Annotated in this window: 18 protein-coding genes; 7 read left to right on the top strand and 11 right to left on the bottom strand. The window is 41.0% G+C overall.

The window, feature by feature from the left end:
• Positions 1-54: 54 nt before the first annotated feature.
• Together R2S08_RS05085 and def are read left to right on the top strand one after the other, a co-directional pair.
• Positions 55-1284: a pitrilysin family protein gene (locus R2S08_RS05085; protein ID WP_316834112.1), complete on the top strand. Its 1230-nt coding sequence runs from the start codon at positions 55-57 to the stop codon at positions 1282-1284.
• Positions 1285-1302: 18 nt separating this feature from the next.
• Positions 1303-1863, top strand: a complete 561-nt coding sequence (gene def, locus R2S08_RS05080) for a peptide deformylase (RefSeq protein ID WP_316834111.1) — start codon at positions 1303-1305, stop codon at positions 1861-1863.
• A 29-nt stretch (positions 1864-1892) separates the two neighbouring features.
• Here the strand turns inward: def and R2S08_RS05075 are convergent, their stop codons facing one another.
• From R2S08_RS05075 to R2S08_RS05065, 3 genes are read right to left on the bottom strand one after another with little or no spacing between them, the layout of a single operon-like run.
• Entirely contained in the window at positions 1893-2537 is a 645-nt protein-coding gene (locus R2S08_RS05075; RefSeq protein ID WP_316834110.1) for a hypothetical protein, read from the bottom strand.
• A gap of 54 nt (positions 2538-2591) precedes the next feature.
• Positions 2592-2837: a NifU family protein gene (locus tag R2S08_RS05070; protein ID WP_108553269.1), complete on the bottom strand. Its 246-nt coding sequence runs from the start codon at positions 2835-2837 to the stop codon at positions 2592-2594.
• A gap of 41 nt (positions 2838-2878) precedes the next feature.
• Positions 2879-3958 (bottom strand): Mrp/NBP35 family ATP-binding protein, encoded by a 1080-nt coding sequence (locus tag R2S08_RS05065; protein WP_316834109.1) that lies wholly within the window; start codon positions 3956-3958, stop codon positions 2879-2881.
• 118 nt (positions 3959-4076) lie between these two features.
• On the opposite strand from R2S08_RS05065, the gene R2S08_RS05060 reads away from it, so the two are divergent.
• From R2S08_RS05060 to R2S08_RS05050, 3 genes are all read left to right on the top strand, one after another.
• Positions 4077-6245 (top strand): biosynthetic peptidoglycan transglycosylase, encoded by a 2169-nt coding sequence (locus R2S08_RS05060; RefSeq protein WP_316834108.1) that lies wholly within the window; start codon positions 4077-4079, stop codon positions 6243-6245.
• Between the two features lie 16 nt (positions 6246-6261).
• Positions 6262-6804: a hypoxanthine phosphoribosyltransferase gene (gene hpt / locus R2S08_RS05055; protein ID WP_316834107.1), complete on the top strand. Its 543-nt coding sequence runs from the start codon at positions 6262-6264 to the stop codon at positions 6802-6804.
• Positions 6805-6891: 87 nt separating this feature from the next.
• The gene (locus tag R2S08_RS05050; RefSeq protein ID WP_316834106.1) at positions 6892-7551 is read left to right on the top strand and encodes a phosphatidylserine decarboxylase family protein; all 660 of its coding nucleotides are present in this window, start codon (positions 6892-6894) and stop codon (positions 7549-7551) included.
• A gap of 260 nt (positions 7552-7811) precedes the next feature.
• Here R2S08_RS05050 and rplS read toward each other — a convergent pair whose 3' ends face one another.
• The 3 genes from rplS to R2S08_RS05035 all read right to left on the bottom strand — a co-directional run bounded on the left by rplS (position 7812) and on the right by R2S08_RS05035 (position 8871).
• Positions 7812-8159: a 50S ribosomal protein L19 gene (rplS, locus tag R2S08_RS05045; RefSeq protein ID WP_108553273.1), complete on the bottom strand. Its 348-nt coding sequence runs from the start codon at positions 8157-8159 to the stop codon at positions 7812-7814.
• Positions 8160-8301: 142 nt separating this feature from the next.
• The gene (locus R2S08_RS05040) at positions 8302-8586 is read right to left on the bottom strand and encodes a hypothetical protein (RefSeq protein WP_316834105.1); all 285 of its coding nucleotides are present in this window, start codon (positions 8584-8586) and stop codon (positions 8302-8304) included.
• A 6-nt stretch (positions 8587-8592) separates the two neighbouring features.
• The gene (locus R2S08_RS05035) at positions 8593-8871 is read right to left on the bottom strand and encodes a hypothetical protein (RefSeq protein WP_133779037.1); all 279 of its coding nucleotides are present in this window, start codon (positions 8869-8871) and stop codon (positions 8593-8595) included.
• A 124-nt stretch (positions 8872-8995) separates the two neighbouring features.
• Here R2S08_RS05035 and R2S08_RS05030 point away from each other — a divergent pair, with 124 nt between their 5' ends.
• A complete protein-coding gene (locus R2S08_RS05030; RefSeq protein WP_316834104.1) occupies positions 8996-9346 on the top strand; it encodes a hypothetical protein in 351 nt (116 codons plus the stop codon).
• Positions 9347-9348: 2 nt separating this feature from the next.
• Here the strand turns inward: R2S08_RS05030 and trmD are convergent, their stop codons facing one another.
• From trmD to R2S08_RS05015, 3 genes are all read right to left on the bottom strand, one after another.
• Positions 9349-10026, bottom strand: coding sequence for a tRNA (guanosine(37)-N1)-methyltransferase TrmD (trmD, locus tag R2S08_RS05025; RefSeq protein ID WP_108555360.1), 678 nt, complete (start codon positions 10024-10026; stop codon positions 9349-9351).
• A 4-nt stretch (positions 10027-10030) separates the two neighbouring features.
• Complete coding sequence (rimM, locus tag R2S08_RS05020) at positions 10031-10558, bottom strand: ribosome maturation factor RimM (RefSeq protein ID WP_316834103.1); 528 nt, start codon at positions 10556-10558, stop codon at positions 10031-10033.
• 108 nt (positions 10559-10666) lie between these two features.
• The gene (locus R2S08_RS05015; protein WP_133779040.1) at positions 10667-11221 is read right to left on the bottom strand and encodes a 30S ribosomal protein S16; all 555 of its coding nucleotides are present in this window, start codon (positions 11219-11221) and stop codon (positions 10667-10669) included.
• A gap of 227 nt (positions 11222-11448) precedes the next feature.
• Between R2S08_RS05015 and R2S08_RS05010 the strand changes: the two genes are divergently transcribed.
• Positions 11449-11769, top strand: coding sequence for a heavy metal-binding domain-containing protein (locus tag R2S08_RS05010; protein WP_110828362.1), 321 nt, complete (start codon positions 11449-11451; stop codon positions 11767-11769).
• Between the two features lie 39 nt (positions 11770-11808).
• On the opposite strand, the gene pfkA is transcribed toward R2S08_RS05010, so the two are convergent.
• Together pfkA and R2S08_RS05000 are read right to left on the bottom strand one after the other, a co-directional pair.
• The gene (gene pfkA / locus R2S08_RS05005) at positions 11809-12792 is read right to left on the bottom strand and encodes a 6-phosphofructokinase (RefSeq protein ID WP_316834102.1); all 984 of its coding nucleotides are present in this window, start codon (positions 12790-12792) and stop codon (positions 11809-11811) included.
• A 7-nt stretch (positions 12793-12799) separates the two neighbouring features.
• Positions 12800-14503 carry a protein-disulfide reductase DsbD family protein gene (locus R2S08_RS05000; RefSeq protein ID WP_316834101.1) on the bottom strand — a complete coding sequence of 568 codons (1704 nt, stop codon included), beginning with the start codon at positions 14501-14503 and terminating at the stop codon, positions 12800-12802.
• Between the last annotated feature and the right edge of the window lie 214 nt (positions 14504-14717).

Below are 14717 nucleotides of genomic sequence, written 5' to 3'. Positions count from 1 at the left end.
GGATACTGAAAAATTATAATTCTGTGATATTTTTCTGTGTACCTTTGTGCCTCAATGGAATACAACGTTCATACTTTGCCTAATGGCATCCGCCTGCTTCACGTCCCTTCAGCATCTGCCATTTCGCACGCCTGCATCATTGTTAACAGTGGCTCAAGAGATGAGAAAGAAGAACAATCAGGCTTAGCACACTTTATAGAACACCTGATCTTTAAGCGTACAGAAAAGAGAAATACCAACCAGATCCTAAATCGCCTGGAAAGCGTAGGAGCAGATCTGAATGCTTATACAACAAAAGAATATACCTGCATTCACGCTTCTTTTTTAAACCCTTATCTGGACAGGACCATAGAGCTGTTTAATGATATTGTTTTTCATTCTACTTTTCCGGAGGAAGAACTGGATAAAGAGAAGAGCGTGATCCTGGATGAGATATCTTCTTATTTAGATCAGCCGGAAGAAGCTATATACGATGATTTCGAAGACATGGTCTTTGCCGGACATCCACTTGGCCGCAATATCCTTGGTACCGCAGAGAGTGTAAGCCGTTTGTCTAAAAAGGACATACGGGAATTCATGGCGGAGAACTACCACACGGATAAGATTGTGGTAGCGGTGATCGGGAATTATACCTTCCAGAAAATGGTAAAAATTGGGAGCCGGTATTTTGAAGATATCCCTCAAAATCTCCACTCCAACACGAGGATAGCTCCCCTTTCGGCTAATCCTATAATAAAAACTCATCAAAAACCCATTACCCAGACACACGCTGTCCTGGGTATGCCTGCTTATTCTATCTATCATCCTAAGAAAACAGGCTTGCTCCTGTTGAACAATCTCGTTGGCGGAACTGGAATGAGCTCGGTTTTAAACCTGCAGATTCGTGAAAAATACGGAATTGCCTATACCATAGAAACGAGTTACAGCCCATTGAGCGACACCGGTATTTTTACTTTGTATTTTGGTACAGATCAGGAAAAGGTAAATAAAGCCCTTTCGCTGATCTATAAGGAATTTAAAAAATTAAGAGAGCAGCCCCTTACAGAGGTTCAGCTCCAAAAGGCCAAGAACAAATTTATCGGTCAGATCGCTCTTGGTGAGGAAAACCGCATCGGACTGATCATTTCTATGGCCAAGAGCCTGATTGATCATGATAAAATTGATGATCTCCAAACCGTTTTCAGCAAAATTCAGGCGGTAAGCCGGACAGAAATGGCCGATATCACCAATGAAATCCTGGACGAAAAGAATCTTAGTGCCCTAACTTTTTATCCTTTAGGGTAATATTTGTATTTTTGCATCATGAAGTTACCAATTGTAGCCTATGGCGATCCGGTTTTAAGAAAAGTCTGTGTAGATATTGAAGAGACTTACCCAGATTTACAACAACTCATCAGCAATATGTTTGATACCATGTATGCTGCCAGCGGAGTTGGATTAGCAGCGCCTCAGATTGGCCTGCCTATTCGTATGTTTATTGTAGATACCGGTGCAGACGAGGACGGGAAAAAAGGTTACAAAAAGGTTTTTATCAACGCAGAAATCCTGGAAGAGACTGGCGAACCCTGGGCTTTTAACGAAGGCTGCTTAAGCATTCCTGATATCCGCGAGGATGTGATGCGCAAGCCCAACATCCGCATTAAATACCTGGATGAAAACTGGGTAGAACATGAGGACGAGGTAACGGGTATGCCTGCCCGCGTGATCCAGCATGAATATGATCATATTGAAGGCAAATTGTTTACCGACAAACTGAGCATTCTAAGAAAAACCATGCTAAAGTCTAAACTGGACTCCATTTCCAAAGGAAATGTGAGAACCGACTACAAAATGCGTTTCCCTAAACAGAATAAAAAGAGATAGATTATAGATCTAAAAGAAGATGAGAACCTTTAGTTTTCATCTTCTTTCCTTGTTTTGTCTCCGCTAAAGATTTGCTGCATCAGCTTGCCCCAGGCAAATGGATTCAGCAGCGGATTGGTTTGTACCATATTTTTATTGAGGGCCCTGTCGTGATTTAAACGCCAGTTCAGGCCCGATATCTCACCCGCATCTCTCTGAAGGGTCACCATCATTCCTCCAATACTTTTTGAAGACAGGTTCTTCCTGGCTATTTCTACATCATCATCTGCAATCTTCATAGAAAGGAAATCTTTTGTAAATTCCTCTACAGTTGCCCAGGGATATACCCTTACTGTAGGGAGATAAATGATCTCTGCCTTCATTTTAACCAAGGCGGTGTATTTCTCTTCTTTAAGGTCTTCAGGAATGATTACCTGGGCCTTGGTGAACCCTACGGCTGTATAGTCAATGGTATCACCCGGATGCGCCACAAAAGAAAAATAACCTTTATAATTTGCGGAACGCTGTTCCCGGGTATTCATATTGGTCACCGTTACATAGGGTACAACTCTGTTGCTGTCCACATCAGTAATGATTCCGGAAAATTGAATCAGTCTTTTGCGCGCAGGCTCCTGCTGTTGAGCAAAAGCACTAATCACAAAAAAGGTCAGCAAAAAAGTGAATACGTACTTCATATTACAAAAGTAGCGGTAATTACGCCAAGCGATGGTTAAATTGTGTTAAAAGATTTATACGGGTTCTGCCAGGTTGATGGCAACCACCGAGGTGATTTCCGGAACAGCTTTCATAATTGCCTGTTCAATTCCGGCCTTCATGGTCATAAAGCTCATTTTGCATGAACCGCAATTCCCTAACAACTTTAATTTCACCACTTTATCTGATGTAATTTCATCTATAGCAACATCCCCTCCATCTGCAATTAAATAAGGGCGGATGGTTTCTAATGCCTGTTCTACTTGCTCTGTTAAATTCATCTGTGTTTATCTTTTTCTAATCTTAAATATAAAAATACTAATTATTTAGCAAAAACCGGCTGCGCATTATTAATCGCCACCTGTTGTGCTACTTTCCCGGCAATTTCAGAAAACGTTGCTGAAAGGATGCTTTCTTTGTTCAGGGCTACCGGAGCACCGCTGTCACCGCCTTCGGTGATGCTTTGAACAATCGGGATCTCACCAAGGAAAGGTACTTCAAAGGATTCAGCAAGTACTTTTCCGCCATCTTTTCCAAAGATATAATATTTATTCTCAGGCAGTTCATCCGGTGTAAAATAAGCCATATTTTCAATCACACCCAATACCGGGATATTGATTCCCGGCATCTTGAACATCGCCAATCCTTTTCTGGTGTCGGCCAGGGCAACCTGTTGCGGGGTGGTTACGATAACCGCTCCGGCAATTGGAAAACTCTGTGTAATGGTGATGTGAATATCTCCTGTACCCGGAGGAAGATCTACGATCAGGTAATCCAGCTCACCCCAGTCTGCATCGTTGAACAATTGCTTTACGGCGTTGGAAGCCATAGGCCCCCTCCATGGCACGGGCTGATCCGGATCTGCAAAGAAACCAAGCGACAATAATTTGATGCCATATTTTTCTATCGGCATGATCAGTGTTTTACCATCTTCTGTTTCCCTTGCTCCTGGTTTGGCGCCAGTAAGCCCAAACATGGTAGGAACTGAAGGTCCGTAAATATCAGCATCGATCAAACCGGTTTTCGCACCGTTTGCAGCCAGGGAAACAGCCAGGTTACTGGCGACTGTTGATTTACCAACCCCTCCTTTTCCCGAAGATACCAGGATGATGTTTCGGATAGCACTCAATTGTGTACTGTCTGCAGGCTTGGTTACCCTGGAAGTAATGTTGATATGCACCTCTGCGTCCTGCGCCACAAAATGCTTTACCGCATTGATACAGGCATTCTTCAGCATGTCTTTTAAAGGACAGGCAGGCGTAGTCAATTCTAAGGTAAAGCTTATATTTTTATCGTCTATTTTCAGGTCCTTAATCATGTTGAGCGTAACCAGATCCTTTTTAAGATCAGGATCTTCCACATGGCTAAGCGCCTTTAAAACTTGTTCGTTTGTAATTATCATTATTCAAAATTAACAAAACCCCTGTACAATTAATTGATTTTAGGGTTTTTAAGCGTAATTTTAACACGAAATAAACATTTGTGTTTAACGTTTAAGCAATAAACATCTATATTACAGCATGCATTTACCGCAAATCAAGGTTCCCAAGAAATATATAAAAATTGGCGCATGGGTGTTGGGAGGGATTTTGGTCATCCTCGTCATCGCCGGCTCCATTGCTTACAGCAAAAGAGCTGAACTACTTAAAAAAATGATGGCCAAGGCCATCAGCAAGGCAGACAAAGATTATGGCTTGGAAATTAAAATAGGTTCAGCGGGCTTCAGCGGCTTAAGCACAGTACACATGACCAATATTTCGGTGGTCCCGAAGGATAGAGATACCCTCTCTACTGTTTCCGACATGACCATTGGTGTGAAGCTCTTTCCGTTGTTGTTTGGTAATGTAAAACTTTCTGAAGTGAACCTGAATTCCGGAAAAATTACGGTTGTCCGTAGGGATTCACTGACCAATCTGGACTTTATCCTCAAAAGGAAAAAGAAGGACAGTACAGAAAACAAGTCTAAGCTGGACCTGGGCGACCTGGCGCACAATCTGCTGAACCAGGTATTGTATAAGATTCCTGACGACATGAAAATCCGTGACCTCCTGTTGCAGTTCAATGATAACGACACCAGTAAGCTCCAGTTTTTGACCACCACCGCCACGATTGATAACGGAGACCTCAAGTCAACCATTGTGGTGAACAACAAAGAGGCCATCTGGCATGTGAACGGAGTAGTTAAGCCCGGAAAGAAACAAATGGATGTATCTTTCTTTGCCGAAGGCAAAAAGGTTGAACTTCCATACCTGAACAAAAAATTAAATGCGAAACTGAGTTTTGACACCATCCGGACAGAGCTCAAAGATGCAGATTACAGCGGAGATGCTTTCCGGATCAAAGGTTCCTGGTCGGTAAAAAACCTGCTGATCAACCACCCTAAGATCGCCGCTAACGACATCGTTGTTCCTGATGCGAGGATTGATGCAGAAGTTCTGTTTGGAAAGAATTATGCAGCCCTGGACAGCACCTCAACAGTCCATTTGAAAAATGCGACTTTCCACCCTTTCTTAAAGTATACCCTGTCTCCGCATAAGATCTACGAAGTAAAAGTACATGCAGATGAACAGGAGGCCCAGGGCATTCTCAATGGTTTTCCAGAAGGTTTATTTGAATCGCTGGAGGGCTTAAAAGTGAGTGGAAAAGTAAAATATGACCTTAATTTCTATCTGGATACTTCTATACCAGACAGCGTGAAGTTCAATTCTACCTTGACGCCTGTAAATTTCCGGATCGCGGGCTGGGGTAAAACAAACCTGCAGAAGATCAACAGTACTTTCGTTTATACGCCTTATGAATATGGAAAACCAATGCGTGACATCACCATTGGCCCTTCAAATTCAAATTACACCCCACTATCTGAAGTATCCAGCAATTTTAAAAATGCCTTGCTGACCGCAGAGGATCCTTCCTTTTTTAGCCATAAAGGCTTTGTGATGGAATCCATACGAAAGTCTTTCGCGGTAAACTTTAAAGAAAAGAAATTTGTCCGGGGTGGAAGTACTATTTCTATGCAACTGGTCAAAAACGTATTTCTGAGCAGGAACAAAACCCTGGCCAGGAAAGCTGAGGAGATCTTGATTGTATGGCTTATTGAAAACAACCATCTGGTGAGTAAACAGAGGATGCTGGAAGTCTATTTCAACATTATAGAAATGGGCAAAAACATTTATGGCATAGGAGAAGCCTCCAGGTATTATTTTGGCAAAACACCTGCTTCTTTAAGTATCGGAGAGGGAATTTTTCTGGCTAATATTGTTCCCAGACCAAAAATTGCCTTGTTTAAGTTCCGCGGAGACGGAGGCCTTAAGGATTACCTGTACCCATACTTTAAATATATGGGCAATATCATGGCCAGACGAGGGCTTACCCCATCAGACACCAGTGGATATGGATTCTATAATGTAAGACTCCGGGAGGGCTTAAGACAATATCTGTTGCCAGATTCTACCAAAGTAGATACAACCGCCTATGACAATGATGACCCGATGCCGGCCATTGAGACTCATGATGAATCAAAAAGTTTATTTGACCGTATATTTGGGTCAAAAAAAGATAAAGACACCACATCCAGATCATCTTCCAAAACAGATACTCTTCAGAAAACGAAGAAACAGCTCAGACAGGAAAGACGGGAGCAGCGAAGATTGGAGAAAGAATTGGAGAAACTAAAAAAGAACGGCGGATAGCCTTGCAATACACCTAATGAAGCATACTGTTCAAGTAGAAGATAAAGAGTTTGAAATCCTGCTGGAAAATGACCAGATCAGTAAACGCACCAGATTGATTGGTATCCAGCTCAACGTAGATTATGAAAATCGCTGCCCCATTGTTATTGGGGTCCTGAACGGCAGTTTTCTTTTTATGGCCGATCTGATTAAGGAGTTGACCATTTCTTGTGAGGTGGGCTTTATACGGGTTTCCTCTTATAAAGGCACTTCGACCAGCGGTGAAGTGAAAGAGGCTTTTGGCTTGCCGGATACACTGCACAACCGCAATGTAATTATTGTAGAAGATATTGTGGATACCGGACATACCTTAAAATTCATTCTGGAAAAGGTCTATCAGCAAAGTCCTGCCTCGATAAAGGTATGCTCATTATTGTTTAAACCCGCCGCATTACTCGAACCGGTAAAAGAACTGGAATATGTTGGCTTTGAGATCCCGAATGAATTTGTTGTGGGCTACGGACTGGATTATAATGGCTTAGGAAGAAATCTGACGCATATTTACCGTGCAATTGACTAACTAATCATCCGACATTTTATCTTTTCTCCCCGCGATATGCATAGAGGTCAGATAATTTTACCAATTTTGCAAAAAAAAATTTAACCAATGACGATACATAAAGAAGGTTATACAACAATCGCAGTTACCTTACTGTTTATTTTTGTTTTAAATGCTTTTATAGACTACAGGTATGCAGACCTGACCTGGCTGCGGTGGTTCATTTATATCTTTTCTTTTGCCCTGTTTGTAATTGTGCTGCAGTTTTTCAGGAATCCCAGCCGTGCATTCACCAGGAACGATCAGTCCATTATTTGTCCTGCAGATGGTAAAGTAGTGGTCATAGAGGAAACAGAAGAAGGAGAATACTTTAAAGACAGAAGGCTTCAGGTATCTATTTTTATGTCTCCGGTAAACGTTCACATCAACAGGAACCCGATCTCTGGTGTCGTTAAATTTTTCAAATACCATCCTGGCAAGTACTTAGCCGCATGGAACCCTAAATCCTCTACGGAAAACGAGCGGACTACGGTAGTTGTAGAGCATGCAAACGGCACTCCTGTATTGTTCAGACAGATTGCCGGTGCATTGGCCAGAAGGATCGTATGGTATGTTAAAGAAGGTGATCAGGTAGAACAAAGCAAAGAGTTCGGATTTATTAAATTCGGATCGAGAGTGGATATTTTCCTGCCGCTGGGTACCAAAGTTAACCTGGAGCTGAACCAGGTGGTTAAAGGCGGAATTACGGTATTGGGCGAGTTGTCTTAGATAGAACAAGCGCTATAAAGCGCTTGTTCTTCAAATCATATATATAAAAAAGGCGCAAAGTGATTTGCGCCTTTTTTATATGCAGATCTTTCCCTATTAAATCCCTCTTCTTAAGTGCTTTTAAGCATTTTCAAGGCATTGAACCATTCCTCTTACACTGAGCTTAGCAAAACAATCAAAGCTCCTGCAAGCCGCTTTAAAGCAAACAAAAAAACCTCCCCGATAATATCGGGAAGGCTATTATATTTTCGAAGAGTAAATTAAACTCTTTTGGATTTAATACGGGCAGCTTTACCAGTAAGTTCACGCAGGTAGAACAATTTAGCTCTGCGCACTTTACCATGGCTGTTCACTTCAACCTTATCAATATTTGGCGAGTTAACAGGGAAGATACGTTCCACTCCTACACCATTTGACATTTTACGAACTGTAAACGTTTCATTAGCACCTACGCTATTACGTTGTAACACTACGCCTTGATAAATTTGGATACGTTCCTTATTACCTTCGCGAATTTTATAGTGAACACTCACTGTATCTCCTGATTTGAATGCAGGAAATTCATTTTTTACGATTACCTGCTCTTCAACAAATTTTACTAAATCCATGATTTTAAGCTATTAAGCCGACTTTCTGTTGTTTAAAAATCGGACTGCAATATTAGGAAAATTATTTTAGAAATAAAAGGGATTTTTATTTTTTTCCACATTCTTTGACATTTCCACAAATAAGGCTACAGAATTCGGGCCTTCAGGAAGTTTCATTCCTTGCTGTCCTCAACAGTTCTTTTAAGGTACTGACTTTGCAGGAGGTGTTGGAAAGCCCTCCTGGTTCCATCTCAAATAATGCCTCAAGCAGCCTCACCTTTTCATGAGGAATATCCGTCTTATCTTCTATTTTAATCTCACGCCAGCAGTAAATTGTATTCATAGATACATTTAGTACCGACTGTAGAATCTTTAGTGCCTGGCTGTAATCTTTGGCCGGCAGATTTTCCAGGTATTCCGTGATCCTGTATTTCTTAAGCTCTTCCATAATTCATCAGTATTTCCCTTTTTTGATTAATGCTTTAAGCGGTTCTCCGGTGATGGTGAAATTTTCCAGTTCACCGGGTTTGATCCCAAATAAAATTTCCAGCATTTTCACTTTCTCGTAAGGGATATCCTGTGTATCGTGTAATTTGATTTTCCGGTAATTGTGAAACGTATTTACAGCAACATCTAAAACCTCAGGAATAATCCGAAGCGCGGCTTTATATTCTTTGACCGTCAATTTCTCAAGGTGACTATTGACTTTATACTTCCAGATAATCTCGCTCATACTTTTTAATGGTTTAGTTAAGTAATTTGTTTATTTTTAACAGAATTTTGTGTTTTAAGTCATAAAATTTTATCGTAAATATACTAAATATTTTCGTTACAGAACAGCGAACAACTAATTTTTTATGGAGATCAAATTAATCGTAGACGAAATTTTAAAGGCAAAGAACCGCTCATTAAGCTGGCTGGCAGTAGAAATGGAGAAAACGTTCGATGGATTAAAATTGAGTTTGGTTAGGGGGTCTATTAAATATAACGACATTATTTTAATGTCCAGAATACTTGAGGTTTCTCCATCTTATTTCTTCGAACAGGAGCATGATGTTCATTCACTGAAAGAATCAGGTAATATGGCTGAAGAAGAGCCGGAATACGGAAGTATGAAAAGAGAGCTTAAGGTCTGCAAAGAAATGATCGCAGCCCTTAAAGATCAGATAAAAGACAAAGAAAAGATAATTACTTTGCTCAGCAGATAGTTTTAGTCTGCCAGCAAATCCGGACGTCGTTTTTTTGTACGGGCAAGCGCCTGTTCATAACGCCATTCGTTAATTTTAGCTTCATGGCCACTCAACAGAATATCGGGTACTTTGTGTCCATTCCAGTCTGCCGGCCTGGTATATACCGGGGCATCCAGAAGATCCCCTTGAAAACTATCTGATAAAGCAGAGGTTTCATCGTTCAGAACACCAGGAATAAGCCGCACAATAGCGTCAACCAGTACAGCAGCAGGCAACTCCCCACCAGACAGTACATAATCTCCTATAGAGATTTCCCTGGTCACAAAAATATCCCGGATTCGTTGATCTATCCCTTTATAGTGGCCGCAAAGAATGATCACATTTTTTCTTATCGAAAGTTCATTGGCGATATTCTGATTAAGTGTTTCCCCATCAGGACTCATAAAGATCACCTCATCATATTCCCGTTCTTTTTTGAGCGCTTCAATGCATTTAGCAAAAGGCTCGATACCCATCACCATACCAGATCCACCTCCATACGGATAGTCATCAACACTTTTTTGCTTATTGCTTGCATAATCCCGCAGGTTATGTACCACAATTTCAGCAATACCCTTCTTCTGCGCCCTTTGAAGAATAGAATGGGCAAAAGGGCTTTCCAATAAGCCAGGAAGAACAGAAATGATATCGAAACGCATGAGATTAATTGTTAAGGTAAATGTCTAACAGGCCTTCCGGAAGATCGATCAGCAGGGTTTGACGCTCTTCATCAATTTCCAGGATCATATCTTCATTTAAAGGAAACAAAACCTCCTTATTTTGATAAGAAATGGTCGCTACAAATTGCTGAGGGTATTCATTAATTTCGATGATCTCGCCAAGTTCTCCTTGTGTTTCATCTGAAACAATATAGCCTTTCAGGTCATTATAGTGAAAATCTTCGTCTTCTCTTTCAGGAACTTTAGACAAAGGGATATAGATCTTTTTTCTTAATAATGGCTGTGCCTTGTCAATATGATCGACATCGTCAAAAAAGAAATTACCGGTATTGTTGGGTTGCAACTTATAGGACGAAATAAAAAAAGGAACCATTTTCCCGTTAATCTCGGCAAATACGATGTCAAGATCCAGCAATTCTGGTTCATCATATTCAAAATACAACTGAACCTCTCCTTTCAATCCTTTTGTTTTGGTAATGTATCCTATATAAAATGCTTCTTCTGCTTTCATTGTTCCTGTATAAAGCCGTTGGGCCTGACTAAAATGTATTAAATAAAAATAGCGAAGGGCCTCCAATGATGAATGAACCCTTCGCTATCCTTTAGAATAACAAAAATACTATGCTTCTTCGTTGTTCTCTTCAGTTGCAGTTTCTGCAGCAGGAGTTTCTTCAGCTGCTTCTTCAGCAACCGGCTCTTCTACTACCTCTTCTACTGGTGCATTTTTTGCAGCAATTGCAGCGGCACGATCAGCATTTTTCTTAGCTTCTGCAGCTAAAGCAGCTTTCTTAACTTCATCTTTAGATTTAGTCAAGTTATCTTTTTTACCTTCAATTCTACCATCTTTAGCGCTTAACCACTCTGCAAATTTAGCTTCTGCCTGCTCTGCTGTTAATGCACCTTTTTTAACACCACCTTCTAAGTGTTTTTTGTATAAAACACCTTTGTAAGAAAGGATAGCGCGACAAGTATCCGTAGGCTCAGCACCTTTGTTTACCCAGTCCAATGATTTTTCAAAGTTAATTTCAATGGTTGCAGGATTGGTGTTTGGGTTATAAGAACCTAAACGCTCAATAAATTTACCATCTCTTGGTGAACGGGAATCCGCTACCACTACGTGGAAAAAAGGTTTTCCTTTTTTACCGAATCTTTGCAATCTGATTTTAGTTGCCATTTTTGATCTTAGTTTATGTATTCAACATAGTTCCCGGAGCTTTATGCTTGCGGGGCTGCAAAAGTAAGTAAAATACTAATGATAAGCAAGATGCAAATTGAAAAACAGCTGCCATTTTAAATAAAAATTATTTCTCAAAGACAATTTAACGCTGAAACACCGAATGATTTTCCCTAAATTGTGTAATAATTTTAATATTTAGGTGTCTTATTTTAAACGAGATTGATATGTTAATTACAACCACAAATACCATTGAAGGAAAAAAAATAGTCAAATATGTTGGCCTGGTTTCCGGCGAAACCATTATTGGGGCAAATATTTTTAAGGATCTCTTCGCCGGCATCCGGGATATCGTTGGCGGTCGTTCCGGCTCTTACGAACAGGTTTTAAGGGAAGGTAAGGACACAGCTGTTAATGAAATGCAACAATATGCGGCAGCCCTTGGCGCAAATGCAATTATTGGCGTTGACCTCGATTATGAAACTGTGGGTAGTGGAGGAAGCATGCTTATGGTAGCGGCAACAGGTACCGCAGTGATTATAGAATAAAAGAAAAGGGCTTTTTTAAAGCCCTTTTCTTTTATAATTTTATAATGATAATATTTCCACGAGTTTTAACCATGCTGGACTGATTTCTTCTGCGTTGATGTGTTTAATTGCATGACTAAAAGGCGTAAATACAATTTCCCTGTTGATTTGTCCAACCATTTCTCCTGATTTACCATGTAAGAGGCCTTCTACCGCAGAAACCCCAAACCGGCTGGCCAAAACCCTGTCCATACAACTGGGCTTACCCCCTCTTTGAATATGGCCCAAGACGGACACCCGGATATCATACGCAGGAAATTTTTCTTTAAGCACTTCTCCGACATTAAAACCTCCACCAATTTCATCCCCCTCTGCAACAATAATAATTTTTGAGGCTTTATCTTTACGTCCGTGCTCCAATCTGGTGATCAATCCTTCAATACCGGTTTTAGCTTCTGGGATCAGAATGGCTTCAGCGCCTACTCCAATGCCACTTCTGAGTGCGATAAGACCGGAGTCCCTACCCATCACTTCTACAATGAACAAACGGTCATGAGATTCCGCTGTATCACGAATCTTATCAACGGCATTAATGACCGTATTGATTGCTGTATCATATCCAATGGTAAAATCTGTACCTGCCAGGTCATTATCTATGGTTCCGGGCAAGCCAATGATCGGGTAGCCAAACTCCTGGGAAAATAAATTTGCTCCGGTGAATGTTCCGTCTCCGCCAATTACAATTAAAGCGTCGACACCCTGTTTCACCAATTGTTCGTGGGCAGTTTTACGACCTTCGAAAGTGCGAAATGCATCGCTTCTTGCTGTTTTCAGGATCGTCCCTCCACGCTGAATGATATTTGCCACAGATTTTCTGTCCATGGAAATGAAATCACCATTGATAAGACCTTCATAACCCCGGAGTATTCCGGTAACTTCTAAGTCATAGTAAATTGCTGCTCTAACAACTGCCCTTATGGCAGCATTCATACCCGGAGCATCACCTCCGGAAGTCAATACACCTATATTTTTAATCTTATTCATTTAAACCTTATTTCCCTGCTTTAAATTTATCGAGTCCGCTCTGCAAATACGCAGCATATTCTTTAGCATCAAATATAGCACCTTTAGGCGTAACCAAAGGATTTAAATCCGGTCCGGCTAAAACATAAAAGGGCTGAGAGTTGGTATTGTATTTTGTAGCCTGGAAATCGCCGTTCCACCAGCCCAGATCATCTGTATTATGTTTCAGAATAGTGGAGTAATGGACTTTTTCCTTTGGCATTTTTACATTTCTTTCGTCTACATATAACTGGATCAGTACATATTCGTCACGAATTAATCTGCCCACCTCTTTGTCAATCCAAACCATATCTTCCATCCTGCGGCAGTTTGTACAGGCATGGCCTGTAAAATCAATCAGGACAGGCTTATTCACCTTTTTAGCATATTCAAGTCCCTCATCCAGGTCAAAGAAAGGATGGAAACCAACTGGAGGTTTTAAAAATTCACTGTGTTTTACCTTGGCCGGAAAACCAGCAGATACAGGAGCTGCAGATGACCCGCCTCCGCTTAAAATAAAATCCTGTGTGTTCATAGGTGGGGCAATACCACTTAAAATATTCACCGGGGCACCCCATAAGCCAGGAACCAGATACATGGCAAAAGAAAGTGAAATGATGGCAAAGAAAAGACGTGGTACAGAAACATAAGGGACATCACTGTCATGAGAAAATTTGATCTTCCCCAAGATATAAATCCCCATCAAAACAAAAATTACAATCCACAATACCAGGAATATTTCGCGGTCAAACCATTCCCAATGCCAGGCCAGATCCGCTGCTGAAAGGAATTTTAAAGCCAATGCAAGTTCCAGGAAGCCGAGACATACCTTAACACTATTCAGCCAACCACCTGATTTTGGCATACTGCTTAAAAAGCCAGGAAAAACGGCGGATAAGGTAAAAGGAAGTGCAAGCGCCAGGGCAAATCCAAACATCCCAACTGCAGGGGCCAGAATCTCTCCTTTTGAACTGGCCTGAACCAGCAGGGTACCAATAATTGGTCCTGTACAGGAGAAAGAAACCAGCGCCAGCGAGGCTGCCATAAAGAAAATGCCACCCAAACCTTTGCTGTCATCTGCTTTCTGATCAATCTTATTCACAATAGCGCTTGGCAGGGTAATTTCGAAAGCGCCAAAAAAAGACACCGCAAACACCACAAGCAGAATAAAGAACAGGAAATTAAACCAGCCGCTGCTGCTGAATGCATTCAGTCCTGCCGAGCCAAAAAGAGCGGTGACCAACAAACCAAAGGCAACATAAATCACAATAATGGAAAGTCCATAGATCAGGGCTTGTCCTATTCCTTTTTGTTTGCTCCCCGATCTTTTTGTGAAGTAACTGATGGTTAATGGGACCATAGGAAAGATACAAGGCATTAGAAAAGCCAGAAACCCACCAAATAAACCGGCGATAAACGTTTCCCAGAGTGTCTTTTCTTTTTCTGTCTGACCTGCTGCAGGTATTGTTTTACCGGCAGTTATAACGGCTTCTTCTTTTTTTGCTGTATCGGCTTTAACAACCTCTTTTTTCAGGTCATTTTTGGCACTGTCTGCAGGAGAGCCTATTTCTGTAAATTCTATATCATCGGCATTCAGTGTCGTATCCTGTTGCTGTATCAGCGCAAAACTCCGCCCGGAATTCCCCAGACTAAGCGAAAGAATGACTCCTAAAACCAGTATTAACTTTTTCATCAGTATATAATTTGTTTTTTAATGGAGATGAAGCTATCATGAGCATATTCATTGCTGTTTGCGAGCGTTTGCTCATGATGGTTTCATTAGTATATAATTAATTTTAAAGGTTATGAAGCTATCATGTGCTACCAAATTCTATTCCTATCGGTTTGTCTGCTGCTGCACATGATGGTTTCATAATAACAAGACGGTGAATTTAACGATAATTTTT

The organism is Pedobacter nutrimenti, from assembly GCF_032678445.1.
Taxonomy (GTDB): domain Bacteria; phylum Bacteroidota; class Bacteroidia; order Sphingobacteriales; family Sphingobacteriaceae; genus Pedobacter; species Pedobacter nutrimenti_A.
This window is presented reverse-complemented; position numbering and strand designations above follow the sequence as displayed.